The organism is Candidatus Chloroploca mongolica (assembly GCF_004762035.2).
Classification (GTDB): domain Bacteria; phylum Chloroflexota; class Chloroflexia; order Chloroflexales; family Chloroflexaceae; genus Chloroploca; species Chloroploca mongolica.
In genome coordinates this window covers 98,908-124,503 of record NZ_SIJK02000001.1, presented here as the reverse complement: position 1 = coordinate 124,503, position 25,596 = coordinate 98,908, and the positions used below count along the sequence as shown (strand labels likewise).

The following is a 25,596-nucleotide window of genomic DNA, read 5'->3' as shown; positions in this document are numbered from 1 at the left end:
CGCAAACACCTTCTACCAATCCTCGTTGGGAATCCGCAACGTCAGGATCGTCACCCCCGAGAGCAGATAGGCCAGCACTGTCAGGATGATGATTGGGGTAAAGCCCCACTGCACCTGGATGAACCCGCTGATCACCGCCGCAAGCGCCCATCCTCCCGCCCACAACACATTGAGCAAACTCGCCGCCATGCCGCGCTGGTTGATTGGCGTGTAGCGCATCACCAGGGCGTCATTCATCGGGAAACTGGCCGAAATAAAGAGCCCGCGCAAAAAGAAGCCGACGACCGCAAAGAGCAACACCGGGGCAAGCATCATCAGCATGCCGGCGATAGCCCAGATCCGCAACAGTGCGGCCCCACGCCGCAAGCCGATGCGCTGCGTCACTGGAGGGCCGAGCAAGGCTCCAATGCCCATCCCGAGCGAGACGAGCGCAAGCACCACCCCAACCGCTGCATCGCTCAGGCCGAATTGCGCACGAAAGAAGAGGTTCTGAAACGGCAGAATCATCCCGCCCCCAATGCCAAGGAACAGGCCTGCTAACGCAAACCGCAGCAGACGGCGCAATGGCAAAGGCGGCGCAACCGGCGCATCAACGCCACCTTCGTGACGTTCCTGGGCAATCGGCAGCGGGCGCAACAGAGGCAACATCGCGAGCAGACTCAAGCCGATCACCACACTCAAGGCGAGCCGGTACGCGGCAGTCTCCTGTGGCCCCACCCCAAGCAAGCCCGCCGCCAGGGTGGGCAACATCCCACCAAGAACACTGCCCACTAGCCCGATCATCAACGTAGCCGAGGCATTCAGTCCAAACGCATTCGTCCGTTCGCGATCAAAGGTCACACTCGCCAGCAAGGGTGTTACCGCCATCGTCGCCATCAAGAACGAAGCCCCGATAATAAACTGCGCCGCAATCAACGGCCAGAGCGCGGTTGCCTGCAGGATAAAGATCCAGCCGAGACAATAGGTCGCCAGGGCGGCAATAATTGCGCGTTGGGCCCCAAAACGATCAATCAGCAACCCCAACGGAACCCCAAAGAGCATGCCTGCGCCACGACTTACCGTCGAGAGCAATCCGGCCGTGTCAGGCCCATAACCAAGGCTGACCAGATAAAAATTGAAGAGCAGGTCGGCAATGTTGAGGGCGAGACCAAAGAGCACACTGTGAAAGAGAATCCGCCACACAGGTGGGCTAATGCGAGCCACATGAGCCGACGTGACGATCGGAGCCATAAATGCGCTTTCCCTTTTTGCTACTACCGACAACAAAACAAGGGCCACGCCGCCCCGTGGATGACTATAACATATTTTTGACTAATCCAAGATCAGCCTAGAGGCTGATTCTTAAGCCAGCTTCGCTGGCTGGTAACTTCCTGGGAGCGAGGGCGTCCCGCCCTCGCTCCCAGGCATGTCATGCTGAGTACGAAATGGCCTGTGGGCCATTTCGTACTCAGCATGACAAACTATGCCAGGGCGATTGCATCTTCCGTGTAGGCACCCCGCCAAGGCACCCGCAAGGGGTGCCCCTACACCGGATGCGGCCTTGCCCCGCCCCGGTACAGGCACCCCTGGCGGGTGCCCCGCCCCGGTACGGGCACCCCTTGCGGGTGCCCCGCCCCGGTACGGGCACCCCTTGCGGGTGCCCCGCCCCGGTACGGGCACCCCTTGCGGGTGCCCCGCCCCGGTACGGGCACCCCTTGCGGGTGCCCCGTTGTATCCGATTTCGTATGATGCAATCGCCCTACAAACTATGCCAGGTATGGTTGCACAATGCGAACGAAGATGGTATCCTGGCACACGTTGCCAGCGCAGGATCTCAACGCCACGCTGGCACCACATTGCCTCCCTCGAGACGATCAAGAAGAGAGACGATATCATGCGGCTGATTCTTGTGCGCCACGGCGAAACTCCGTGGAATGTCACCCTTCAATATCAGGGCCAGGGTCAGGTGCCCCTGAATGAACGTGGCCGCGAACAGGCGCGCCGTGCGGCAGATCGCGTCGCTCGCTATGGGGTGACGGCGCTCTATAGTAGCGATCTTGCCCGCGCCTGGGAGAGCGCTGAACTGATTGGTGCAGTCCTCGGGCAGACACCAGTGGCCATGCCTCAACTGCGCGAGATTGATGTTGGTCAGTGGGAGGGGTTGACCCCCGAGGAACTCTATCGGCGCTTTCCCGATCATATGGCCGAGTATCGGCGCGATCCCGCCCGTACTGTGCGCCTCGGCGGCGAGAGTTATGCGCAACTCCAGACGCGCGCCCTCGAGGCACTCAATCAGATCCAAGAGCAGCATAAGCCCGATGAGGTGATTGTTGCGGTTTCGCACGGGGGCACAATCCGTGCGTTGCTCTGCCATGTGATTGGGCTCGATCTGGCTCATTTTGGCCGTATGTGGCTCGATAATGGCTCGCTCACCGAGTTGCGCCTGGGGCGCAATGGCTGGCGCTTGCTGCGCTTTAATGATAATGCCCACGTCGAAGATATGGTTGCTGAAGGTGGTGAATAGCTCAGGGGTCTGCCTTTATGACCAGTGCTCAACCCTCGCACGCATCAGATCAACGCGATCCACTCTCTAGCAATATTCGCGCCCTCGGCAATGCGCTCGGGCGTGTTTTGACCGATCAAAGCGGTGCCGCAGCCTTTGCCCTCGAAGAACGGGTGCGCCGGATGACCAAAGAGTTGCGCGCCTCGGGCGATGAACGCCTCGTCCAGGAGTTGCAGGAGCTCATCGCCAGTCTGTCAGTGAGTGAGTTGCACGGGCTCACCAAGGCGTTTACCCTCTACTTCGGGCTGGTCAATCTCGCCGAGGCCGTCGAACGCCTCCGTGTCCTCCGCGAACGCGACCTGCGCGCCGCACCCGCACCGCGCACCGAGAGCATCGCCGCTGCTGTCGCCGAGCTCTGTGGGCACGGTGTGACCGCCGAGGCGCTGCAGCGCTGGCTCGATGGGGCGCTGATTATGCCTGTGCTTACGGCGCATCCCACCGAGTCACGGCGCCGTACGACGCTGATCAAGCTCCGCCGGATTTTTGATGGTCTGCTCGATCTGAGTCTCGGTGAACGCCTGTTGCCGCCTGAAGAGCGCGGGGCGATCCTTACCCGCATCGAGCGGGAGCTTATTGGCCTCTGGCAGAGTGACGATGTCCGTTTGCATAAACCGTCGGTCGTCGACGAGGTCGAAAATGGGCTCTTCTATTTTCAGACGACGCTCTATGATCTGTTGCCGCAGATCCATCGCGCCATGGCGCGTGCACTGGCCGAGCATTATCCCGCGCATCCCTGGTCATTGCCGCCGTTGCTCCGCTTTGGCAGTTGGATGGGCGGTGATCGCGATGGCAATCCGTTTGTGACCTCCAGCGTCACGGTTGATACGGTGCGTCGGATGCGGGCCTCGATGCTCAGGCACCTCATCCGTCAGATGGATGCGCTCTTTACTGAATTGAGCCAATCCCTGACCCAGACGAGTGTGAGTCAGGGCGTTGATGAGCGGATCGCTCACTATATCCGGCTCTTTCCGGCTGAAGCTGGTACCATTAGCCCACATCATAGTCGTGAACCCTACCGACGCCTCTGCCAGTTGATCCGCACGCGCCTCGAACATACGCTCGCCCATACGTTGCACCACGAGTTGCAGTGGGCGAGTGATCCGCCTGCCTTGCCCCCGCCGACGGTCTATCATCGTAGTGCCGAATTGCTTGATGATCTGCGCATTATCTATGCGAGTCTCTGGGCCAATGGGGGCGAACTGGTCGCCGATGGTTTGTTGCGTGATGTGATGGCTACGGTGGCGATCTTTCGCCTGCATACGGCCACGCTCGATATCAGGCAGCATAGCGAACGCCACCTCGGTGCGCTCACCGAGATCTTTGCCAGGGCCGGGATCTGCGCTGATTATGCCGGTCTGGAGGAAGAGGCGAAGATTGCGCTGCTCACCAGCGAAATTGCCAGTACACGCCCCCTTACGCCTGCCCGGCTCACCGGGTATACGCCCGAGACGGCTGAGCTTATCCAGACGCTGCGGACGCTGGCCGCGATCCTCGAGCAGCTCGACGGCGAGGTCATTGATACCTATGTGCTCAGCACCACCGCCAGCGTCAGCGACTTGCTCGGTGTCTTGCTGCTCTGTCGCGAAACTGGCCTCTATCGACCCGGGGTCTACAGTCGCCTCAATGTGGTGCCCCTCTTTGAAACAGGGGCGGATCTCGAATACGCCCCCCGGCTCTTCGCTGATTTGATGCCCCTGCCCGTCTACAGCGATCATCTGCGTTTACGCGGACAGTGCCAGGAGGTGATGCTTGGCTATTCCGATAGCAACAAAGAGGGTGGGTTTGTCGCCGCCAACTGGGCGCTCTATCGCGCCCAGGTCGAACTGACCGAGGTGGCCGACCGCTATGGTGTGCGCTTGCGCCTCTTCCACGGGCGCGGCGGTGCCGTCGGGCGCGGCGGCGGTCCGGCGGGCCAGGCGATCCTATCGCAGCCACCGGGAACCTTGCGCGGCCAGATCAAAATGACTGATCAGGGCGAGATGATTTCGGATCGTTATCTCGATCCGCGTACCGCGACCCGGCACCTTGAACAGGTCGTCAATGCGGTGATGCGTGCTGGTTTTGCCGAAGTCCTGCGCCCACCCGAACCCGGCTGGATTGCGGTCATGGAGGGGATTGCGACCGCAGGACGTGATGCCTACCGTAGTCTGATCTATGATGATCCGCGTTTTTATGACTATTTTCGCTCGGCCACCCCAATTACCGAAATCAGTCGCCTGCGGATTGGCTCACGGCCGGCTTCGCGGCGCAACAGCAACCGGATCGAAGATCTGCGTGCTATTCCATGGGTCTTTAGCTGGATGCAGAGTCGGCACACGCTGCCGGGTTGGTATGGGCTGGGCAGTGCGCTGGCAGCCTTTGCGTCTGGTGGCGAGGATCGCCTCACGTTGCTGCGCGACATGTATCAGCAATGGCCCTTCTTTACCACGCTGCTCGACAATGCCCAGTTGATCATCACCAAAGCCGATATGGACATCGCCCGTCGTTACGCCGCCCTCGTCAGTGACCACAACCTCGCCCAGGCCATTCACAGCATCATTCAGCGCGAATACGAAACCACGATCCGCCAGATCTGCCTCGTCGCCCAGATCAACGCCCCCCTCGATGCGCAACCCGTCTTGCAACGCGCCATCCAGCAACGCAACCCCTATATTGACCCGCTCAGCTACATTCAGATCGAAGTGCTGCGTCGCCTCCGCGCCAATCCACCCGACGACGACCAAGATGACCTTGAAACGGCTATTCTTATGTCAATCAACGGCATTGCGGCGGGGTTAAAAAATACGGGGTAGGCTTAAAGCTTCCGGGAAGCTTTACTAGCATTGGATCCCTTCCTGTGCTACGATGTAAGGAGTGTGCGTCGCGTTTGCACATGCATCAGGGAGGGTAACAATGTACGAACTCGCAACCGAAGTGGCCGATCTCCGTGAGCGCTTTGCGCTGATCCGGGGGCATCTTTGACCTGGCTAGCAAACAGGCCCACATTGAAGAACTTGAAGAACGGGCCGCACATCCCGAGCTCTGGAATGACCCGCGGGAAGCCCAGGGGCTAATGCAACGCCTGACGCGCCTCAAAAATGAGGTCGACGTCTGGACAAGCATCGGGGTGCGGCTGACCAATCTTGATGAATTGATTGAGCTCGCCTCGGCTGAAGATGATGACTCGCTCCAAGAGGAACTGACGACCGAGGTTGCGGCGAGTCGGGCCGAACTCGACCGTCTCGAACTCGGGTTGCTGCTCAGCGGGCGGTATGATGACGGCGATACCTTTATTTCGATCCAGGCCGGCATGGGTGGTACCGACGCCCAGGATTGGGCCGAGATGTTGCTGCGTATGTATATGCGATGGGCCGAGGCGCGTGGGTTCACGGTGAATCTGCTGGAAGAGAGCCCCGGTGATGAGGCAGGGATCAAGAGCGCCACGATTGAGGTGCGTGGGCCGTATGCCTATGGCTATGCCCGCGCCGAGGCCGGCGTCCATCGCTTGATCCGCCTTTCGCCCTTTAATTCGGCGCATACCCGGCAGACGTCGTTTGCCCGTATCGAGGTGATGCCCGAGGTTGATGATGCGCCCGAGATCGTCATCAAGCCTGACGATCTGCGCGTTGATGTCTTTCGCAGCGGCGGACACGGCGGCCAGGGTGTCAATACGACCGACTCGGCGGTGCGCCTCACGCACCTGCCCACTGGGTTGGTCGTGGTTTGTCAGAACGAGCGCTCGCAACTCCAGAATCGCGAGACAGCCTTGCGCGTGCTGCGTGGGCGTCTGATCGAACGCGATCTCCAGCGCCAAGCCGAGGAACGCGCCCGTCTGCGCGGGGCCTATCGCGATGCAGCGTTTGGGAGCCAGATGCGCACCTATTACTTGCATCCTTCGACGCTCGTCAAAGACCATCGCACTGACCACGAAACAAGCAATGTGCAGGCCGTTCTCGATGGACAAATCGATCCGTTTATCGAGGCGTATCTGCGTTGGAATGTTGCAGAGGCATAATGCATCTTCTTTTTCGCATCCTTTTTTTGAGCATCCTGCTGGTGAGTGCCGCACCAGCGTATGCGCGTGCAACCGAGACCATCCGGGTAGAGGCCAGTACGGTGACACCCGTTTTTCCCACGTCAATCAGCTTTGAGGTCACAGCCGAGTCATCAGCGGCACCGCTTGTGGCGGCCCAACTCTTGTACGGCCCTGCCCGAAGCAACGGGCTCACGCTGGTCGAATTGCCCGTCACGCCCGGCCAGCGCGTGACCCTGCAACACCGCCTCGATACCGAGGTCTACTACTTCCCACCCGGTACCGAAATGAGCTACCGCTGGGTGCTCCGTGATGCTGACGGCAATGAGATGACAACCCCGCTCGAGACGTTTCTCTACCACGACGAACGCTTTCCGTGGGCTGAACGCAGCGAGCGCAATGTGATTGTCTACTGGTACGAAGGCGGCGCAGCCTTTGGCGAAGAGGTGATCACAGTCGCGACGCAGACGCTTGATCAGCTTGAGCAGGAGATCGGGGCACAACTCGACCAGCCGGTACGCATCTATGTCTATGCATCGAATAGCGATATGCGTTCGGCGATCCAGCGCAACTCGGTCGAGTGGGTTGGCGGGGCCGCCTGGACAGGGCTTGGGGTGATTATCGGGGGCATTATGCCGGGCGACACCGCCGAAATCGAGCGCATTATTCCCCACGAACTGTCGCATCAAGTGCTGGCGCAGGCCACCCGTAATCCGTATGGCGGCGTTCCCGTCTGGTTCGATGAAGGCCTCGCGGTCCACAATCAGATCCAGCGCGACCTCGGCTGGGACGAACTCGTTGAGGATGCGGCCATCGAGGGCCGCCTGATCCCTTTGAGTTCACTGGCTGCGAGTTTCCCGGCTGACCCGGCGCAGGCAACGCTCTCGTATGCCCAGAGCCGTGACATGGTCGAGTACATGCTCGATGTCCATGGCCCCGAGGCGATGCGGGCCCTGGTTGCCGCCTTTGCCACCGCAACGCCCATTGACGAAGCGTTGACCGAGGTCATCGGCATGACGGTTGATGAAGTAGACGCCGTATGGCGGACAACCCTACCCACCCAGGTACGCGAGGTACCGATGGTTCCCGGCCCCCAGACGGCCCCGCCGAGTCGGTTTGACCAGGCCGCATCGGTGCCCCAGACCGACCAACCCGACGGGCTAGCGTGGCTCGAACAGATCCAGCAACAGGCACCCTGGGCTTTCCTGGTCGGCCTGGCCTTCCTGATCATTCTCGGCTTAACCGTCGTCGGCTTTGTCGTCGTCATTGCCCTGCGTCTCGCAGGCGTCGATAAACGGACATCGTAACGCTCAACGAGGAGCACTTGTATGGAGACGAAGTTTACCCCATGGCGCATGAACTACATCAAACGCGACCCGGCCATCAGCGAGGATGGCTGTGTCTTTTGCGCCATCGCCGATGCGCCGCCCGATCATGATCCTGAGCATCTGATCCTCTATCGGGGCAGGCATTGCTTTATTGTCCTCAATCTCTACCCCTACAATACCGCGCACATGATGGTCATTCCGTATTTGCACACCGCGAATCTCGCTGGGCTTGACGTAGCAACAGCGCACGAGCTCTTTGACCTGACCCAATGGAGTGTCGCGATCCTTGAGGCCGAGTATCAGCCCCACGGCTTCAATTTAGGGATGAACCTGGGACGCATTGCGGGGGCCGGCATTGCCGAGCATCTCCATATGCACATCGTACCGCGCTGGAATGGTGACACCAACTTTATGCCCATCGTCGGCACCACCAAACTTATCCCCGAAGAACTAGACGCAACCTACGCCCGGCTCCGCCCACATTTCACGGACAAAAGATTTTCAGCGAGCTTCTGATCGCAATACTCCGCGTGACGCCCCAAGCCGTCACGCGGAGTATTGCGATCAGAGCCGTCACCTTCGGAGGGCAACGCACGCGACGCGTTGCTAGTCCTGATCCAGCGTCACATTGATCATATCAACAAGGCGATCAACCTCAAAAGGCTTCTGCATAATCACAGCACCCTCGGCCTCAAGCGCGGCAAACCAGGGCTTACGGTTGAGCGCCGTCATGATCATAATTGGAATGCCCTGATCTTGCAGGCGCTCTTTCAGGTGATAGAACACCTCAACGCCATCCATATTAGGCATCATAATGTCGCTAATTACCAGACTGGGCGTCAGATTCTCCAACATACGCAGCCCCTCCTGCCCATCGGGGGCCAGGATCACCTCGTAGCCAGCGTTACGCAACGCATACTCAAGGATGGTTTGGAGCGTCAGATCATCATCAATGATAAAAATAAGTCCTCGAGATCGGGTCATATGCATCGCCTCGTGCAAGGAGAAAACCGCACTGAACGGCTGAGAAGACCGGTACGCCAACGGCTAAATTGGTGGCTATTATACCAGAGGATGCAACGTGCGTTGCATCCTCTGGTATGGGTAGGGGCCAGGGCGATTGCATCAGGCGGCCCCCTGCCCTGTAGGGGCACCCCTTGCGGGTGCCCTGGTGGGATGCATACACAGAAGCCCTGGGGGAGGGGCCAGGGCGACAGCCCGAACGTAAAGAGTATGGTACCATACAAAAAAAGAACCCTACGGAGGAGCCCCCAATGCCAGTCGTACCAGGTCCGTTGCGTTCGTTTCCGTATATTCACTGGGAAGAAGTTCACTTTCGGGATCTTGATGCCCTGGGCCATGTGAATAATGTTGTCTATGCCTCGTGGCTCGAGTCGGCGCGGATCCAGTATTATCTCACTTTGATGGGGGTCAAGCTGGAAGAGATGGGCTTGATTCTCGCAGAAATGAGCATCAAGTATCTGGCCCCGGCTTTTTTTGGTGAACGCCTCGCCGTCGGTGTGCGGGTGAGTTCGATTGGCACCAAGAGCTTTGTGCTCGAATATGTGATTGCCCGTGAAGGCGACGAAACCATCATTGCAACCAGTACAACCGTGCAGGTCGCTTACGACTACAAAACCGGTGCGACGGTTCCAGTCTCTGAGACCTTTCGCCGTCGCGTGGCCGAACGCCAGGAAACGGCATGACAGACGCCTACAGGCCAGCTTTGCTGGCCTGTAGGCGTCTTATGCAGTTTGCTGGTATGCTGGAGTGCCGGCTTTAGCCGGCAGCTACTGCACGGCGACGACAAAACTCGCTTCGCCGAAGGGTTTGTCCTGTAACCGGATGCGCAACGACGTTGCGCTGCTGCTGAGCGGGCGCTTGGCGACGGCGATGCCACGTTCCTGGTTTCCAGGGGCAATCTGGATTATGCGTGGGCGCGAGGCTGTCTCATCGAGCAGATATTCATTGCCCAGACTGTCGCTGATCTGAATGTTATCACTGTCAAGCGGGAATTCGATCAGCCGATCCGAGTTATTCTGCACATTCCAGGTCAGGGTAATCTGCCCATCGCACGTCGAGACCTGTTCAAGCGCAATGATCACCTCCGGAGGATTAGAAGCCGCACTGCCCCCCTCGGCCACACTGACCCAACTCCGGGTGGTGGGATCATACCGTTTGCCCACCAGTTGAGCATGCGACCAGAGGCACCCCTCCAGGTCGGTTGCTTGCATCAAGAGGGCATCACCCGTTGGCACACCGGTCACCGCCACGATCAAGACGGGCGGATCATCAGCGAGGGGCACCGGACGAACCGGACGCAAGACGAGCGCGAGCGCCAGAATAACGGCGAGCACCGCCATTGCGGCTGCAATGCGCCCGGTCGTTGTGCCAAGGGCCTGCCTGACCTGGGCAACCAAGCTCGTTGATGGCACAGGCGACCCCGCAGGGTCAGGCGCATCAACAAGCGCAGGTGTCGCTGAGGCATCCGCGCTCGGCTCAGCCAGAACTGGCCCCTCTGCCGGAAGTTCATCAGGGTCAAGCATCGCCTCGGTACTGGGCACGAGCCCGCGCAGCACCGTATTGATCTCGTGCCAGGGCGTACAGTGAAGCAACGAAGGAATCGCCAGCATCTCTTCTTCCGTCAACTCAATTTCAGAAGAGCGCTCGGTAATCAGGTAGGCAGGCAATTCATCCATGCCCTTGAGCTCAACCTTCCAGTCAAGCTCGATCTCCGAGCCGTCCTGAATGGCAGGGGCAATCACGACCGCCCGCTTACAGGTACGAAAATCGATCCCATTGGCCTTCTGGCCCGAGAGAAATTCGCGCCGATGTTCATTGAGGAAATTGGTCAGGGCATGAAAATAGGAGATAACCTGATTATAGGGATTTTTGCGCCCTGCATTGAGCCGTTTGCGTTCGCCATTCCGCCCCTCGACAAACCAGGGGCCATTCACGCTCCCAATAACGCGGCCATCGCACTGCTTCAATTCAAGAATAAAGATCGCATCGTGCTTGATAATCACCAGGTCAATCGTGCGCCCGCCTACACTGAAATTGGACAGAATCAGATAGAGGCCCTCCATCTGATGGAGCGCATTGGCGAGCGCCATGATGACGCGGCGTTCATTGGGATGTTCGGGCTTTTCACCGATCCAGACCTGGACTGCCATTGGGTGCCTAAAACTACCTTTCTTCCTCTTGCAACGCCAGGGTTTTGCGCAATTCAACAATCTGATCGCGGAGTCCGGCTGCCTGTTCAAATTGCAGATCGCGAGCCGCCTGCTTCATCTGTTTTTCGAGATCTTTGATCAGTTTATGCAACTCTTCACGCGGCACCCCGGGGCCAGGAGGAGCGGCTGCGGGGGCCTTACCACTGACGTTATACGCATCACGTTCTTCGGCCATCCGTTTGATGCGATCAGTGAGGTCGCGCACCCCTTTGCTGATGCCAACAGGGGTAATGTTATGACGGAGATTATGGGCCATCTGGATGTCACGCCGCCGCTGCGTCTCTTTGATGGCGGCATTCATCGAGGGCGTGATCGTATCGGCATACATAATCACTGTTCCCTCGATATGGCGTGCGGCGCGCCCAATCGTCTGGATCAATGATGTCTCCGAGCGCAAAAAGCCCTCTTTGTCGGCATCAAGAATGCAGACGAGACTCACCTCGGGCAGATCAAGCCCTTCACGCAGCAGGTTAATGCCAACAACAACATCATAGACCCCGAGGCGCAGATCGCGAAGGATCTCGACTCGCTCGATCGTATCAATATCGGAGTGCAGGTACATTGTACGCACACTCATCTCTTTGAGATAATCGGCAAGATCCTCAGCCATCCGCTTGGTAAGCGTCGTGACGAGCGCACGTTGCCCTGCCTTGACCCGTTGACGAACTTCAGCAATCAGATCGTCAACCTGGCCCTTGGTCGGGCGCACCTGCACAACCGGATCAATCAGGCCAGTGGGGCGAATAATCTGCTCGACAATCTGCTCGCTCTGCGTCCGCTCAACCGGGCCAGGCGTCGCCGAGACATAGACGACCTGATAGATATGCTGGCTAAACTCATCAAACTGCAACGGGCGATTATCGAGCGCCGAGGGCAAACGAAAGCCATAATCAACCAGCGTCTGCTTGCGATGACGGTCGCCGAGGAACATCCCGCGTACCTGCGGCAGCGTAATATGACTCTCGTCGACAAAGAGCAAGAAATCGTCAGGAAAATAGTCGAGCAACGTCCACGGCGTCTGCCCGGCGGCCCGCCCATCGAGGTGACGCGAATAGTTCTCGATCCCCGAACAATAGCCAACCTCCGAGAGCATCTCGAGGTCATACATCGTACGCTGCTTGAGGCGAGCGGCTTCAAGATTTTTGCCTTCGGCCTCAAGTTCACGCAGGCGCTCACCCAATTCATCCTGAATATTGCCAACCGCAACCGCAAGCTTCTCCTTCGTCGCGACAAAGTGTTTCGCCGGATAGATCTCAGCGGTCGTGCGCAGCAAAATCACTTCACCCGTCAACGGATCAAACTCGGTCATGCGCTCGATCTCATCGCCCCAAAACTCTACGCGCAGGGCGGTTTCGGCATTGGCGGGCAAAACATCGAGGGTATCGCCCCGCACGCGGAAGGTACCGCGATGAAAATCGAGATCGTTGCGCTCGAACTGCAGATCGATCAACTGACGCAGCAACTTGTCACGATTACGAATCTCGCCCTGGCGCAAACTCACCATCACCTGACCATAATCGTGGGGCGAACCAAGGCCATAGATTGCCGAGACCGAAGCCACAATCAACACATCGCGCCGTGTAAAGAGCGCCTGCGTGGCCGCGTGCCGCAGACGATCGATCTCTTCGTTAATGCTCGCCTCTTTCTCAATATAGAGATCTTTCGAGGGCACATAGGCTTCAGGCGTATACTCATCGTAGTACGAAATAAACATCTCGACCGCGGCATCGGGCAAAAAATCGCGAAACTCGGCCCAGAGCTGTGAGACCAGCGTCTTATTATGGGCAAGCACGAGCGCAGGGCGCTGCATCTGGGCAAAGACGTGAGACATCACAAACGTCTTACCCGAACCAGTCACCCCCAGCAACGTCTGCTGACGATAATTCTTCTCAATGCCCTCAACCAGTTGTGCGATCGCCTGGGGCTGATCGCCCGTTGGCTGATATGGGGCCTCAATTCGAAATGACATCGTTGATCCTAGCCTTGTCGATCGCGTCCGTCTCTGTATTATACCTAGTCGTGTCTAGTTGTGCCACAAGCGCTACGAACAGATGGTATACTGTTGCTTGCAGGAAGGCCCCGTTTTGACCGACGACACTGGAGTCTGCTCATCATGTCCAGTATGCAACCGCTCTCACTCTTTACGCTCCTCACTGATCGCCTTGGGAAGCGGTTGCAGCCAATTCAGGCAACCAAAGCGACTCTGGTTGATGTCAGTCATACGTTAGAAGATCTTGTGCTGCATGAGCGTCTGCCGGCCCTGATCTTTACCGGGTTTCAAGAGTCGAGCCACTGGCGTGAAGAGACCGAGCGCTACCGCGAACTGGCTGGCGTTGCCCATCAGATCTGTATTTTTGCGGGCGGTCAGTTGCCCCCAGAGAGCGACCAGAAACAGATCCACGTACGCTTGCACGGCCCTGACCCGTTGCGCCAGGAATGGTTTTTGCTTGTTTTGACCGAGCGTTTTGCCGCTGTGCTGTGTGGCCGTGATCTGCAGGCCCCTACGCTGAGCGAGGGCGACCGCCGGTTTGATACCATCTGGACGTTCGAACCAGATCTGATCACTGAAATTGTCGCTGTCTTGCACGAGGTCGTAGCCCGCGAGCGTCCTGACCGCCTGGTTGACCTGGAAACAGCGATCGAACGGTTTCCGCCACCACCGCCGGATGCCCATCTCTTGACCCTCTTTACGACACGCATGATTGATGATCTGGTTCGCCAACACGAGGCGCGGTTGCAACTCGAAAGGATGCTCGCCTACGAGTCACGCCTGCGTGCGCTTGGACAGGTGCTTTCGGGCGTTGCGCACGAGTTGAACAATCCGCTGCAAGGCATTCTCGGCTTCGCCGGATTGATTGCTGAAACCCCAGAACAAGCCCCGACCACGCTCGAAGAGGCCGGCTATATCGTTGAAGCGGCACGACGTGCCCAGACGATTGTGCAGAGTTTGCTGCAACTGGCGCGCCCAAACAGTAGCGAACCCGCGCTGGCGAGTCTGAACGAAATTATTGATCAGACCGTGATCTTTGTGCGTGCAGATATGTCAAGTTATGGGATCAACCTGAACATCACGAGTGAACCCGAGGTTGCACCGGTGCTGGTAAATCGGGTGCGGATTCAACAATTGCTGATCAATCTGTTGACGAATGCCATTCAGGCCCTGGCCGGGCAGCCTGGAGCACAGCAGATCGAAATCATTGTCCGCCAGCATACCCTTGAATGGGTCGAGTTGCGCATTCATGATAATGGGCCAGGCATTGCAACCGAAATGCACGAACGCGTCTTTGAGCCTTTCTTTACGACCAAGGCACCTGGTGAGGGGACGGGCCTTGGTTTGAGTATTGTGCGGACAATTGTGGAAGAGCATCAAGGCCACTTGAAACTCGAAAGTGGCCCGCTTCGTGGAACAACGTTTTCGATTCTTTTGCCGACCGGTGTCAAGCGCAAAGCTGAGACTGAGCCGGTTCAAGCCGAAAACCGTGGCGCAGGCTTGATCCTGGTGATTGATGATGACCCGCAGATCGTATTGTTGCTCGAACGGGTGTTGAAGCGAGCGGGGTATGTCGTCCGTACCGAACGCAATCCCGAAGTCGGCTTGCGCCGAGTCTTGCATGAGCCATTTGGGGTGATCATCTCGGATCTGCTGATGCCTGAAATGCCTGGCACAGAATTTTATGAACGCCTGATCCGCCTGAACCCAACGCTGGGCCATCGCATCCTCTTCATTACCGGTGATGCAACTCGGCCAACAACGCAGGCCTTCTTGCAGGGGACCGGACAGCCCTACTTGCTCAAGCCATTTACTACCCAGCAGTTGCTGAGTAGTGTCGCTCAGCTTATTGCGGCCCAGCCAGCCCTTGGTGACCAAGGGTTGGCTGTGGTAGGCCCCGCTCCAAAAAGAGCACCTGAAGCAGATGAGTCACGATGACCCAACCGCAGGAGATCCTCTGCCCGAGTTGCCGTAAACCTGGCCGCCGTCAGGCGCGTTTTTGCCAGTATTGCGGCCATGACATGGTCCTCAATAATGCTGGCCCGCATTACTATATCACCCGCGTGATTAAGGCGGGTGGTCAGGGCGCAGTCTATGAGGGCATTGATGACGATGGCAACATCTATGCGGTCAAAGAGATGCTCGATAGCTTTACCGAGCCAAAAGAGCGGGATGAAGCGATCAAGCGTTTCAATGCCGAGGCTGAACTGCTCGAACAACTCACCCATCCGCGGATTCCTCGGGTCTATAGCCACTTTAAGGATGAAGGCCGCCATTACCTGGTGATGGATTATATTCGGGGCGAAGATCTCGAAGATATTGTGGAACGGGAAGGCAAGCTTGCCGAGCCTCGTGTCCTCGAGTGGGCAACCCAGATCTGCGATGTGCTCAGTTATCTGCACAGCCAAGGGCTTATCTACCGTGATATGAAGCCCTCAAATGTGATGATCGATCATCAAAACGGGGGCATCAAGCTGATTGATTTTGGCATTGCCCGCGTGCTGCAGGTCGGTCAGCGTGGCACGCAGATCGGGACGCCAGGCTATGCCCCTCCTGAACAATACCAGGGGTTGGCAACGATTGAGTCGGATGTCTATGCGCTGGGGGCCACGCTGCACCATGTGCTGACCGGGCGTGATCCGCAGGCGCATCCGCCTTTTTCTTTCCCGCCAGCGCGCACCCTCGAGCCAACTCTTTCACCCCAGGTCTCGGGGGCCCTCGAACAGGCCTTGCAGATGCGCCCGACGGCTCGCTTTGCGTCAATTGCGGCCTTTGGGGCAGCCCTCGGTGTGTTACCGGCTTCACGACCACTTGGCGTTCCAGTTTCGGCACAGCCCACGCCAACGCCGACCGCTGCTCCAGCACCCACGCCTGCCACATCAGCCGCACCACCATCAGCCGTACCGCCACCACCGGCACAACCCGCACCACCACCGGCACAACCCGCACCGCCCCCGGCACAACCCGCGCCTGCTTCAGTCGTTCAAACAGCAGGAGCAGTCCAACCTACGCCCCAGGCAGCGGTTACGCCTTCATCATCACCGCCCGCGGGCCCGGTCATGCCCACCCCGGTACCACCGCCAGCACCAGCCTCACCGCCGGTGCAACCAAAGCGGCGAGGATGCGCTGGGTGCATCGGCCCAATGGTCATTACGATCCTTTTGATCGCCGGATTGGTTGCAGTCGATTTCTTCTTCATCGGCTTTCTCCCGCGCACCCTGGGCTTTGAAGGCCCAGCCGCCCCGATCTCTACGCCCCAAACCCTCGTGCAGATCCCGTTCACGACCGAAATTTTTATTGTTGACCCAGATGGAACAGATCAAGGCAGGTTGCAAACCGCGTTTGCGACCGCATTTCTGGAACAGGCCCGGCAAACATACGGCCCCACCGCCCAGCTTGACGTCACCCAGCCCTTGATCTACGCCGACGGCCCAACCGAGGCGGGCCGCGAGGAGCGGGGCATCATCTATCGGGCGGTCATCGAGGGTTTTCTGCTTGTTCCCCAGTAGTGTGCAGTAGCTTACAGTCGGCAGACCAGATCGAGCATAGACTGAGTGCATACGTGATCGTGTTTTAGAAGCAGGATCCAGATGACGCCATTGTATGTCTATGTCTCGGCTGATTGTCCCGTCTGTGCGCGTACGCTGCTACTCGTAGCCGACGTGCGTGCGCAGGAGCCTGAGTATCCCATTGAAGTGATTGATCTGGCACAACCAGGCACAACAAAACCAGCCATGGTCTTTGGCACGCCAACCTACGTGTTCAAGGGACGGATTCTTTCACTGGGCAACCCAACTCTGGAGACCTTGTTAAACCTGTTCAGGGAAGATGGCTGAATGCAGTGCGCAACTAGGTGGTGCCAGCATGATGTGATGGCTATGAAGAATTGGATGCAGGAGTGCCGACTTCAGTCGGCTTCCGGCTCAGCCGACTGAAGTCGGCACTCCTGTATGCCCGTTTTCATGCTTCATTTCATAAGGCAGCGTTCAGGCGATGCCAAGTTTCCGTGCCAGTTCGGCATTGCTCGGTTCAACGAGGGTGCTGCCATCAGCAAAAACAATCGTAGGAATGCTACGCATCCCGCGATTGAGCCGTTCAACCTCAACGACCGCATCGGGATTGTGGTCGATATCAACCCAGGTGTAGAGGACACCTCGCTCGTCCATAAACTTCTTGGCCCGACGGCAATCGCCACACCAGAACGCACCGTACATTGTAATCTCACCTGGCTGCATATGATCCGATCCTTGCCTTGTTTACTCGCTATGAACGTATGCTCCCCGGTCAGGGCCTGGAGGTCTGGCCCTCCCCACCCGCGCTACCGGCGTTCTAGTTTACCATAAGATAGCCTTTTAGAAAGAGTGAAATTATGTATGATCAGTTTCATACCATTGTCATCGGGGCCGGTTCAGGGGGGCTGACGGTTGCCGTTGGCCTCAGCAGCCTTGGCAAATCGGTGGCGGTGCTTGAGGCATTGCATGTTGGTGGCGACTGCACCAATGTTGGGTGTGTCCCTTCCAAGACGCTGATCCATCAGGCCGAAGAGCGGGGCACGCTCGACCCGGATGGCGTGCTGGCTGAGGTGCGGCGCAAGCGCGATGCATTGCGTGAAAAGGAGACGCACGAGTTTGGGGAGATACCCAATCTCAGCCTGATCTTTGGGCGAGCGCGTCTGGTCAGTCGTACGCAGGTGGCAGTGAGGTTGGCCGAGGGCGGTGAACGAATGTTGCAGGCAGAGAACATTGTGATCGCCACCGGGGCCCGCCCCCGCAAGCTGGTTATTCCCGGCCTACCCGAACAACGCATGCTTACCAACGAGACGGTCTTTGAGTTGCCGGTTGTGCCGCACCACCTGGCAATCATTGGTGGCGGAGTGATTGGGGTCGAACTGGCCTTTGCGTTTCGCAAGCTTGGCAGCCATGTCAGCATGATTGACTCTTCACCGCGCCTGCTCACCCGTCACCTGCCCGAGGCTGCCGAGGCCATCGAGGCCTCGCTTGCCGCCAAAGGCGTCGAGCTTCATTTCAAGACGAGTGTGCAGGGCTACGACGAGGCGATGCAAGCGTTGCAGATCGAACGCAATGGCAAGATCGCGACGCTGCACGAGGTTGACTATGTGCTCGTGGCGGTTGGCCGCCAACGCAACCTCGATGGGCTGGGCCTCGAAGATGTCGGCATTACCTTTGATCTCCGCAATGGCATTGCCGCCGACAGCTATGGCCGTACCAATGTGCCAGGCATCTATGCGATTGGCGATGTCACAACAACTTCGGCGTTTACCCATTCTGCCAATGCGCAGGGACGGCGAGTCGTGCAGCGCATTGCGTTCCCCTGGCTGCCCGCGACCACCCCTGAGCCTTTCTATCCAAGTGCAACGTTTGCGGATCCCGAAGTTGCCACGGCTGGCATGAGTCAACGCGACCTAGCCACTCGTTATCACCCGGCGCTGATTAAACGCATCCGAGTTGACCTTGTCACCCAGACTGATCGTGGGTATACTGATGATCTCCAACATGGTTTCATCATCGTAGATACCGTGCGACTGACGGGCAAAATCTTGAGTGTAACGATTGTGGGACCACGCGCCTCGGAAATGATTTCGCTCTTTACCCTGGCGATTCAAGAGGGCATCTCGCTCTACCGGCTCTATCGGGTTGTCTATCCGTACCCGACTTTTTCCAGTGGCATCCAGAAGGTCGCCGACGCTTTTATGCGCGAGACGCTGCCCAATCTACGAGGCGAACTGGCTACCTATCTGCGTTATCGCTGGGCACGGCCAGCGCGAGTGGCTGATGTCACTGTGCCCGTGGGAGCACGGGCGGCTGAGCGAACTATGCTCCCAGGGGAATAAACCAGCCATAGCTTAGAAAGACGCCTTCTTGAACACCAAACAGACGCGCTATGACATTGCCATTATCGGCTCGGGCATCAGTGGATCGAGCCTGGGGGCGATCCTTGCCCGCCACGGGGTGCGCGTCATTATCTTTGAAGCAGGCATGCATCCCAAATTTGCTGTGGGCGAGTCGATGATCCTCGAAACGTCGGAAACAATGCGGGCGATGGCCGAGTTTTTTGATGTGCCCGAATTAGCCTATTTCAGTTCCGAAAACTATATGGCGCATATTGGCACATCGCACGGGATCAAGCGCCATTTTAGCTATCTCCACCATATCGCCGATCAGCCACAGAACATGCGCCATGCGCTGCAAGCAGTAATTCCACAGCGTCCGCACGGCTACGAGTTGCATATCCATCGCCAGGATAGCGACTATTTCCTTACGTCGGTGGCGGTGCGTTATGGCGCCACGGTTCTACAGGGAACGCCGGTCAAGGATATTGACGTGACGACTGATGGAGTGACGATCCTGACGGCCCAGGGTCAGACGTACGAAGCTGATTTTGTGGTTGATGCAGGCGGGATGCGCTCGCTGTTGGCCGAGAAGTTTGGCTGGCGGAGCCGGGATTTGCAGAGTCATACTCGTACGATTTTTACCCATATGGTTGATTTGCCCTGCTATAACCAGGTTGGCGCAAGCCATCAGGCGTATGGCCTTCCCTTCCCGGTCTCGGAAGGCACGCTGCATCACGTCTTCCACGGGGGGTGGCTCTGGGTGATTCCGTTCAACAACCACGCCCGTTCAACCAATCCCCTGGTGAGCGTAGGTTTGCAACTTGACCCGCGCATTCACCCGATGCGGACGGATCTTTCGCCTGAAGAAGAATTTTTTAGCTTCATTGATCGCTTTCCAAGCATCAAGGCCCATTTTGCCGGTGCGCGAGCGGCACGTGCCTGGACACGCACCGAGCGCTTGCAATACACATCAACGCATGTCGTCGGTGAACGCTTTTGCCTCCTTGGGCATGCCGCTGGCTTCATTGATCCGCTCTACTCGAAGGGGCTGTATACCACGCTGATGAGCACCGCGCTGCTTGGGCATCTCTTGCTCGAAGCGCATCGGCGTCAGGACTATGGGACGGCGCAATTCGAGCCGCTTGAGCGGTTGACGTTGCGATTTGTCGCAGCCCACGACCGGATTGTGGCAAATTCGTATAAAGCCTGGTCCAACCCAAAGCTCTGGTCGGTCTATGCGATACTCTGGTTGCTCGGCGCGTATCTGGAGTATCTGAAGTTGTTGAGTACAAGAGGTCGGGCGACGAGTCGTGCGGCCTATTTTGCCGAGCTTGCCGATCTACGCCTCGTTGGGGGGGGCTTTGGGCCGTTCAAGACGCTGGCCGACCAGATTGATACGCTGATCGAGGCGGTTGACCCGTGCGACGAGGCAGCGGTTGACCAGACGGTGCGTCAGATCCGTGCGCTCTTGGCCAACTTTCCATGGATGCCGTGGGCCTTTCAGCAAGTACTCGCGGGCGCGAACCATCTGCCAGCGAATAAACTACGCCTGAGCTTGCTCCGCCAGGATCAGAAGGGCTTTCTTGGCGATGGGCCATTTCGCCAGCACTTCTTTGGTGACGCAAGCTTACGTCAAGTAACAAGGTTTTTTGTCAGCGAAAGCATTAAGTACGCCGGTTCGATGCTCAACATACGCAAACAGGTGGGTTTTCGGCGGAAGTTGGGGGGAATAGCTTGATCGAGCGGGAACAGGAACTGGTCGCACCGCAACCAATCAGTCAGCGACGTGGCCTGCGCGATCTTCAGCGCTTTGGGCTGGTGCTCGGGGGTTGGCTGCTGCTGGTGGCAGCGATCCAGGTGTATGCCCGTGCCCAGATGGTGCAACCACTCGATCTCTTTCAAGGCATGGTCACGGTCTGCCAGGTTCACCCGGCCAGTCCGTTCCTGTTTATTGGTGCGGCGATGTTGAGTCCCATCTTGCTGCTACCTGCGGCGCTGCTGGGAGGCGTTGCGGGGGTCTGTTTCGGCCCAGGCTTGGGCATTCTCTACACCTTGATCGGGTGCAATCTTTCGGCGTTGCTGACCTATAGCATGGGCAGGATCACAGGGCACGGTGATAATCGCATTGCCCGCCTCTGCGCCCGTTATGGCGACCGCTTGCAACGTAAGCCCTTTCTTGGTGTTCTGGTTTTGCGCTTAAGTTTTTTACCTTATGATCCGATTAATTATCTGATCGGCCTGTTACATATTCCGCTACGCTCATTTTTACTCGCGAATACACTGGGGAGCCTGCCAGGGGTGATCGTCATTGTGCTTGCTGGCAGCGCCTTGCATGAACTCGGTCAGATCAAACCGGAAATTGTGTTTGGTGTGGTGGCCGGCGTGCTGCTCAGCATCGCCGTTGTGGTACTTGTGCGCCGCCGGTGGCGTGTCTACGATGAAGGGAATTAATAACGTATGCAGTTCCAGCGTTTTTCAGTAATTAGTTTGATGATGATCTTTGTGGTGGTGCTCGCGGCATGTGGCGGTCAACCTGCGGCACCAGCGCAGCCCGAGGCACCTGACGCCGAGGCGTTTGACCTTGATGATTGGGCGAGTGTCGAGGCTGCCGCACGAGGCCAGACGGTCAATTGGTATATGTGGGGTGGATCGGAAAGCATTAATCGTTTTGTTGACGAATTTTATGGCACAGCGCTCAAGGAGCGGTATGACATTACGCTGAATCGCGTGCCTGTGGCTGATGCCGCTGATGTCGTCAATCAGATCCTCAGTGAAAAAGAGGCTGGCGTTGATCCCGGCGCGGTCGATGTGATCTGGATCAATGGCGAAAACTTCCTCTCGCTCAAACAGGCGGAGATGCTCTTGCCCGACTGGTCGCGGCGCCTTCCCAATGCATCTCTGGTTGACTGGGATAATCCGGCGATCTACCTTGACTTCGGCGAACCCGTCGAAGGCTATGAGAGTCCCTGGTCGTCGGCGCAGTTTCAGTTGATCTATGACTCGGCACGGATGAGCGCTGATGAATTGCCTCGTTCGTATGCCGAATTGATGACCTGGGTGGAGGCGAACCCCGGACGCTTCACCTATATCGCGCCTGGGCCGGGGGCTTTCCAGGGGACACGCTTTGTCAAAGGGGCGCTCTTTGAACTGAGCGGCGATCCAGGGCTCTGGCTTGAATATGATGAAGCCGTCTGGAACGAGTGGTCACCCCAAGTCTGGGACTATTTCAACGCGATGAAGCCTCATCTCTGGCGTGAGGGTACGACCTATCCCCGTGACGAGAATGAGTTGCATAGTCTCTTTGCCAACCGCGAGATTGATTTCAGCATTACGCAGGCGATTGCCGGTGCCGGGCCGCTGATTGCCCAGGGCTTGATTCCTGAGACATCACGGGCCTTTGTCTTTGATGACTATATGATCGGCGATTTCAACTATCTGACGATCCCCAGCAATGCGCCGCACAAAGCCGCCGCGCTGGTGCTCGCCAATCTGATCCTCGAGCCAGAATTTCAAGCGGCCCAGATTTTGCCAGAAAATGGCTTTGGCCTGGGCTACGCGATTGATGTCACCCGCGTGACCGACCCGGCCCAGATCGCCGCCCTCGAAGAGGCTCAGGCCCAACTTGGCGAGGCGGCAACCCCCGCCGAGGATCTTGCCGGTTCGCTGGTGGCCGACTCGTCGGGCGAGTATCAGACGCTTGTTGAAGAGGGTTGGCGTCAGTTTGTGTTGATTGGGCCGTAACATGCGCGTGGATCGCCCAACGCTACGCCGCTGGCTCATGCTCACCCCGGCCCTCCTCGTGACAGGCGTGCTCTTTGGGGTGAGCATGTACTACGGCATCAGCCAGAGCCTCGGGTATCTACCGTTTATCGGGGCGACCAGAGTGAGCCTCGATGCATATGCGAGCGTGCTTGGCGGCGCGACACCCGCAGGACGCGAATTCTGGGCAGCGCTCGGTTTTTCGCTCTGGGTCACCGGGGTTTCGACGCTGCTCTCGTCGGTGGCGGCGCTGCTGCTCGCGGTGATACTGAGCCATCGTCGCCGCCCGGCGCACCAGGCGACATTGCTTGCGCTGAATGCCAATCTCGCGCTGCCGCATATGGTCTGGGCGATTGCCCTGTTGCTGTTGCTGGCCCAGAGTGGCCTGATCGCCCGGGTTGCCGCAGCGCTCGGCTTGATTGCGACGCCCGCCGAATTTCCGGTGCTAGTGCGCGATCAGGCGGGGATCGGCATCATTCTGCACTATGTGAGCAAAGAGATCCCTTTTCTTGTGTTGATCGTGCTGGCCGTGTTGCGCACGCAAGGCCACGCCTATGCCGAGGTTGCCACGACGCTCGGCGCTGGCCCCTGGATGCGGGTGTGGCGCGTGACGCTGCCGCTGGTCTGGCCGGGCCTATCGGCGGGAGCCTTGCTCGTCTTTGCCTTTATCTTTGGGGCCTACGAGGTCCCGGCGCTGCTTGGGGTCTCGTATCCACGGGTACTAGCGGTGCTAGCGCTCGACTACTTTCTCAACGCGGATCTCAACCGGCGCGCCGAGGGCATGGCGATCAGTCTCATCATGACAGTTGTTGTCCTTGGGGTTGGCATTCTGGTGCGGAGGATTGATGGCTCGGAACGCTGAAGACAATCTGGCGTCCGGGGGCGGCTTTTCCCCATGGCCTGCCTACCTCGGCTATGCGTTGCTCTATCTGCTTTTGCTCGGGCCAGTCGTTGGCCTGGTGCTCTATGCCGGATCAACGCGCTGGTTTTTCCCCGATCTTCTGCCAGCCACCTGGACCTTCGAGACCTTCTGGCGACAGTTGAGCAACGCGCGCACGCAGCAAGCGATCGGGACAAGCCTGCTGCTCGGGGGTGTCGTCACGCTGCTCGCCCTGGTGATTGCGCTCCCGGCCGCCCGTACGCTCGGCCTTGAGCGTTTTCCTGGGCGGTCGCTGGTGCTCTTGCTGCTCTTTTTGCCGACGATTGTGCCCCCACTTGCGACCGGGATGGGGCTGAACATCATCTTTTTGCGCCTCGGGTTGGCCGGCAGCCTGGCGGGCGTTGTGCTAGTTCATCTGATCCCGGTGCTGCCCTACACCATTTTTGCGCTAATTGGCGTCTTTGTGCGCTACGACGAGGGCTACGAGCAACAGGCCCGGACGCTGGGCGCTGGCCCGTTGCGCATCCTCTGGCAGGTGACGTTGCCGCTGGCCGGCCCCGGCATCGCCGTGGCGGCGCTCTTTGCCTTTCTCGTCAGTTGGAGCCAGTATGTCTTGACGTTGCTGATCGGCGGCGGGCAGGTGATCACCCTGCCGATGCTGCTTTTTGCCGCCGTTGCAGGCGGCAATCCGGCCACCATTGCGGCACTTGCCCTGATCTTCGCCGGGCCGCCCCTGGTTGCCATCGCGCTGGCAGCGCGAGCCTTAACCGAACGCACCACCACGGTAGGACAACAGTATTAACTATGACACGGATTGCACTCGAACACCTGCACAAAACCTATCCCCGGCAGGCCGCGCCCGCGCTTGAACGACTCTCGCTTGAGGTTGAAGCCCACACGCTCCTGGCCCTGCTCGGGCCATCGGGCAGCGGTAAATCGACAATCCTCAAGCTGATCGCCGGCATCGAAGATCCCGATCAGGGCGACATCTGCTTTGACGGGCGCAGCATCTTGAGCATCCCGGCGCATCGGCGTGGGGCCGTCTTGATGTTCCAGAAAGCGTACCTCTTCCCTTTTCTCTCGGTCGCCGACAATATCGCCTTTGGCCTGCGCGCAAAAGGGGTAAACAAGGCGACCATACAGACCGAAGTGCAGCGCATGCTCGAACTGGTCGGGTTGCCCGCGATGGCGCACCGCCGCCCGGCGCAACTCTCGGGGGGCGAGCAGCAGCGCATTGCGCTCGCCCGTGCGCTGGTGGTGCAGCCGCAGGTACTGATGCTCGACGAGCCATTCAGCAGCCTCGATCCGGCGGTGCGCCAGAACCTGCAGGAAGCGGTACGGCGCATCCAGCGCGAACTTGGCATCACAACGATCCTGGTGACGCACGACCGCAGCGAAGCGCTGGCGATGGCCGATCAGGTGGCCCTGATCGAACGAGGCAGGCTGGTAGCCCACGCGCCGCCGCAGCGGCTCTATGAACGACCGCCGCATCGCCAGGCAGCGCGGCAAATGGGCATAGACACCTTTCTCACCGGGCGCGTCACGGGCACCACCCTACAGAGTCAGTTTGGGCCGCTGACGGTCAAAGAGGTGCCGAGTCACGGAGGCGAAGCGCTCTACGCCATTCGGCCCGAACATCTGAGCCTCGGGTATGAACCGTGTGCGCACAGCCTCGCTGCCACGGTACAGAGCCAGATCTACCGCGGCGATCATGTGGAAGTGCAGGTCAGCCTGGGCGAAACGGTGCTGCGCGTCCGCACCAACGCAGCGTGTTGGAGCAACGGAAGCGGCGTCTTCCTGCACATCCCACCCGAGCACCTCTTTCTGCTGGAAGAGGCTCGGCCTGAACCATCGCGGTTGGTATAACAGTTCGCACTTCTCCTGGGAGCGAGGGCGCTTGCATCTTCCGCTTATTCATCTTCCGCTGATTCACATTTCTTTCGGTGCCGATGCCTCAGCTTTTTGCCTGAGCACGGGAGATACGAAAGAGCCCATCGAACG

21 protein-coding genes are annotated in these 25,596 nt (G+C 58.5%); 16 read left to right on the top strand and 5 right to left on the bottom strand.

Annotation, left to right across the window (positions count from 1 at the left end; genetic code table 11):
- Positions 1–12: 12 nt before the first annotated feature.
- The gene (locus EYB53_RS00585) at positions 13–1,230 is read right to left on the bottom strand and encodes an MFS transporter (RefSeq protein ID WP_135475632.1); all 1,218 of its coding nucleotides are present in this window, start codon (positions 1,228–1,230) and stop codon (positions 13–15) included.
- Between the two features lie 643 nt (positions 1,231–1,873).
- On the opposite strand from EYB53_RS00585, the gene EYB53_RS00580 reads away from it, so the two are divergent.
- The 5 genes from EYB53_RS00580 (at position 1,874) to EYB53_RS00560 (ending at position 8,398) form a co-directional block, all read left to right on the top strand.
- The gene (locus EYB53_RS00580) at positions 1,874–2,503 is read left to right on the top strand and encodes a histidine phosphatase family protein (RefSeq protein ID WP_135475630.1); all 630 of its coding nucleotides are present in this window, start codon (positions 1,874–1,876) and stop codon (positions 2,501–2,503) included.
- 17 nt (positions 2,504–2,520) lie between these two features.
- Positions 2,521–5,334 (top strand): phosphoenolpyruvate carboxylase, encoded by a 2,814-nt coding sequence (gene ppc / locus EYB53_RS00575; protein ID WP_135475628.1) that lies wholly within the window; start codon positions 2,521–2,523, stop codon positions 5,332–5,334.
- A gap of 100 nt (positions 5,335–5,434) precedes the next feature.
- A protein-coding gene (gene prfB, locus EYB53_RS00570) for a peptide chain release factor 2 (protein ID WP_135475626.1) occupies positions 5,435–6,536 on the top strand; the annotation gives its coding sequence in 2 pieces (ribosomal slippage) (positions 5,435–5,500 and positions 5,502–6,536; 1,101 coding nt in all).
- Positions 6,536–7,861 (top strand): peptidase MA family metallohydrolase, encoded by a 1,326-nt coding sequence (locus tag EYB53_RS00565; RefSeq protein ID WP_135475624.1) that lies wholly within the window; start codon positions 6,536–6,538, stop codon positions 7,859–7,861. The genes prfB and EYB53_RS00565 overlap by 1 nt, the downstream gene beginning before the upstream one ends.
- Positions 7,862–7,882: 21 nt before the next feature.
- The gene (locus tag EYB53_RS00560) at positions 7,883–8,398 is read left to right on the top strand and encodes an HIT family protein (protein WP_135475622.1); all 516 of its coding nucleotides are present in this window, start codon (positions 7,883–7,885) and stop codon (positions 8,396–8,398) included.
- Positions 8,399–8,488: 90 nt separating this feature from the next.
- Here the strand turns inward: EYB53_RS00560 and EYB53_RS00555 are convergent, their stop codons facing one another.
- Complete coding sequence (locus EYB53_RS00555; RefSeq protein WP_135475619.1) at positions 8,489–8,866, bottom strand: response regulator; 378 nt, start codon at positions 8,864–8,866, stop codon at positions 8,489–8,491.
- Positions 8,867–9,156: 290 nt separating this feature from the next.
- Here EYB53_RS00555 and EYB53_RS00550 point away from each other — a divergent pair, with 290 nt between their 5' ends.
- On the top strand, positions 9,157–9,588 hold the full coding sequence (locus tag EYB53_RS00550) for an acyl-CoA thioesterase (RefSeq protein ID WP_135475617.1): 432 nt from the start codon (positions 9,157–9,159) through the stop codon (positions 9,586–9,588).
- A gap of 84 nt (positions 9,589–9,672) precedes the next feature.
- Here EYB53_RS00550 and EYB53_RS00545 read toward each other — a convergent pair whose 3' ends face one another.
- Together EYB53_RS00545 and uvrB are read right to left on the bottom strand one after the other, a co-directional pair.
- Positions 9,673–11,055, bottom strand: a complete 1,383-nt coding sequence (locus EYB53_RS00545) for a nuclease-related domain-containing protein (protein ID WP_135475615.1) — start codon at positions 11,053–11,055, stop codon at positions 9,673–9,675.
- Positions 11,056–11,068: 13 nt separating this feature from the next.
- Positions 11,069–13,084: an excinuclease ABC subunit UvrB gene (uvrB, locus tag EYB53_RS00540; RefSeq protein ID WP_135475613.1), complete on the bottom strand. Its 2,016-nt coding sequence runs from the start codon at positions 13,082–13,084 to the stop codon at positions 11,069–11,071.
- A 144-nt stretch (positions 13,085–13,228) separates the two neighbouring features.
- On the opposite strand from uvrB, the gene EYB53_RS00535 reads away from it, so the two are divergent.
- The 3 genes from EYB53_RS00535 to EYB53_RS00525 all read left to right on the top strand — a co-directional run bounded on the left by EYB53_RS00535 (position 13,229) and on the right by EYB53_RS00525 (position 16,941).
- Positions 13,229–15,043, top strand: a complete 1,815-nt coding sequence (locus EYB53_RS00535; RefSeq protein ID WP_135475611.1) for an ATP-binding protein — start codon at positions 13,229–13,231, stop codon at positions 15,041–15,043.
- Positions 15,040–16,614 carry a serine/threonine protein kinase gene (locus EYB53_RS00530; protein ID WP_135475609.1) on the top strand — a complete coding sequence of 525 codons (1,575 nt, stop codon included), beginning with the start codon at positions 15,040–15,042 and terminating at the stop codon, positions 16,612–16,614. The genes EYB53_RS00535 and EYB53_RS00530 overlap by 4 nt, the downstream gene beginning before the upstream one ends.
- 81 nt (positions 16,615–16,695) lie before the next feature.
- On the top strand, positions 16,696–16,941 hold the full coding sequence (locus EYB53_RS00525; RefSeq protein WP_135475607.1) for a hypothetical protein: 246 nt from the start codon (positions 16,696–16,698) through the stop codon (positions 16,939–16,941).
- 150 nt (positions 16,942–17,091) lie between these two features.
- Here EYB53_RS00525 and EYB53_RS00520 read toward each other — a convergent pair whose 3' ends face one another.
- Positions 17,092–17,340: a glutaredoxin domain-containing protein gene (locus EYB53_RS00520; RefSeq protein WP_135475605.1), complete on the bottom strand. Its 249-nt coding sequence runs from the start codon at positions 17,338–17,340 to the stop codon at positions 17,092–17,094.
- Positions 17,341–17,474: 134 nt separating this feature from the next.
- Between EYB53_RS00520 and EYB53_RS00515 the strand changes: the two genes are divergently transcribed.
- Genes EYB53_RS00515 through EYB53_RS00485 form a run of 7 tightly spaced genes read left to right on the top strand, consistent with a single transcriptional unit; the run spans position 17,475 to position 25,461 of the window.
- Entirely contained in the window at positions 17,475–18,956 is a 1,482-nt protein-coding gene (locus tag EYB53_RS00515) for a dihydrolipoyl dehydrogenase family protein (protein ID WP_135475602.1), read from the top strand.
- Between the two features lie 28 nt (positions 18,957–18,984).
- Positions 18,985–20,694: an NAD(P)/FAD-dependent oxidoreductase gene (locus tag EYB53_RS00510; RefSeq protein WP_135475600.1), complete on the top strand. Its 1,710-nt coding sequence runs from the start codon at positions 18,985–18,987 to the stop codon at positions 20,692–20,694.
- Positions 20,691–21,407, top strand: coding sequence for a TVP38/TMEM64 family protein (locus tag EYB53_RS00505; RefSeq protein ID WP_135475598.1), 717 nt, complete (start codon positions 20,691–20,693; stop codon positions 21,405–21,407). Before EYB53_RS00510 ends, EYB53_RS00505 begins: the two co-directional genes overlap by 4 nt.
- Positions 21,408–21,413: 6 nt before the next feature.
- On the top strand, positions 21,414–22,697 hold the full coding sequence (locus EYB53_RS00500; protein ID WP_135475596.1) for an ABC transporter substrate-binding protein: 1,284 nt from the start codon (positions 21,414–21,416) through the stop codon (positions 22,695–22,697).
- A gap of 1 nt (position 22,698) precedes the next feature.
- Positions 22,699–23,577: an ABC transporter permease gene (locus tag EYB53_RS00495; protein ID WP_135475594.1), complete on the top strand. Its 879-nt coding sequence runs from the start codon at positions 22,699–22,701 to the stop codon at positions 23,575–23,577.
- Positions 23,561–24,397, top strand: coding sequence for an ABC transporter permease (locus tag EYB53_RS00490; RefSeq protein WP_135475592.1), 837 nt, complete (start codon positions 23,561–23,563; stop codon positions 24,395–24,397). The genes EYB53_RS00495 and EYB53_RS00490 overlap by 17 nt, the downstream gene beginning before the upstream one ends.
- A 2-nt stretch (positions 24,398–24,399) precedes the next feature.
- The gene (locus EYB53_RS00485) at positions 24,400–25,461 is read left to right on the top strand and encodes an ABC transporter ATP-binding protein (protein WP_135475590.1); all 1,062 of its coding nucleotides are present in this window, start codon (positions 24,400–24,402) and stop codon (positions 25,459–25,461) included.
- The last annotated feature ends 135 nt before the right edge of the window (positions 25,462–25,596 follow it).

What these genes read in the sequence shown, in the direction of transcription:
- EYB53_RS00555 (WP_135475619.1), bottom strand. Translation starts at nt 8,866, where the DNA reads ATGACCCGATCTCGAGGACTTATTTTTATCATTGATGATGATCTGACG.
- EYB53_RS00530 (WP_135475609.1), top strand. Translation starts at nt 15,040, where the DNA reads ATGACCCAACCGCAGGAGATCCTCTGCCCGAGTTGCCGTAAACCTGGC.
- EYB53_RS00545 (WP_135475615.1), bottom strand. Translation starts at nt 11,055, where the DNA reads ATGGCAGTCCAGGTCTGGATCGGTGAAAAGCCCGAACATCCCAATGAA.
- EYB53_RS00565 (WP_135475624.1), top strand. Translation starts at nt 6,536, where the DNA reads ATGCATCTTCTTTTTCGCATCCTTTTTTTGAGCATCCTGCTGGTGAGT.
- EYB53_RS00520 (WP_135475605.1), bottom strand. Translation starts at nt 17,340, where the DNA reads ATGCAGCCAGGTGAGATTACAATGTACGGTGCGTTCTGGTGTGGCGAT.
- EYB53_RS00525 (WP_135475607.1), top strand. Translation starts at nt 16,696, where the DNA reads ATGACGCCATTGTATGTCTATGTCTCGGCTGATTGTCCCGTCTGTGCG.
- uvrB (WP_135475613.1), bottom strand. Translation starts at nt 13,084, where the DNA reads ATGTCATTTCGAATTGAGGCCCCATATCAGCCAACGGGCGATCAGCCC.
- EYB53_RS00485 (WP_135475590.1), top strand. Translation starts at nt 24,400, where the DNA reads ATGACACGGATTGCACTCGAACACCTGCACAAAACCTATCCCCGGCAG.
- EYB53_RS00550 (WP_135475617.1), top strand. Translation starts at nt 9,157, where the DNA reads ATGCCAGTCGTACCAGGTCCGTTGCGTTCGTTTCCGTATATTCACTGG.
- EYB53_RS00500 (WP_135475596.1), top strand. Translation starts at nt 21,414, where the DNA reads ATGCAGTTCCAGCGTTTTTCAGTAATTAGTTTGATGATGATCTTTGTG.
- EYB53_RS00580 (WP_135475630.1), top strand. Translation starts at nt 1,874, where the DNA reads ATGCGGCTGATTCTTGTGCGCCACGGCGAAACTCCGTGGAATGTCACC.
- EYB53_RS00585 (WP_135475632.1), bottom strand. Translation starts at nt 1,230, where the DNA reads ATGGCTCCGATCGTCACGTCGGCTCATGTGGCTCGCATTAGCCCACCT.
- ppc (WP_135475628.1), top strand. Translation starts at nt 2,521, where the DNA reads ATGACCAGTGCTCAACCCTCGCACGCATCAGATCAACGCGATCCACTC.
- EYB53_RS00535 (WP_135475611.1), top strand. Translation starts at nt 13,229, where the DNA reads ATGTCCAGTATGCAACCGCTCTCACTCTTTACGCTCCTCACTGATCGC.
- EYB53_RS00515 (WP_135475602.1), top strand. Translation starts at nt 17,475, where the DNA reads ATGTATGATCAGTTTCATACCATTGTCATCGGGGCCGGTTCAGGGGGG.
- EYB53_RS00490 (WP_135475592.1), top strand. Translation starts at nt 23,561, where the DNA reads ATGGCTCGGAACGCTGAAGACAATCTGGCGTCCGGGGGCGGCTTTTCC.
- EYB53_RS00560 (WP_135475622.1), top strand. Translation starts at nt 7,883, where the DNA reads ATGGAGACGAAGTTTACCCCATGGCGCATGAACTACATCAAACGCGAC.
- EYB53_RS00495 (WP_135475594.1), top strand. Translation starts at nt 22,699, where the DNA reads ATGCGCGTGGATCGCCCAACGCTACGCCGCTGGCTCATGCTCACCCCG.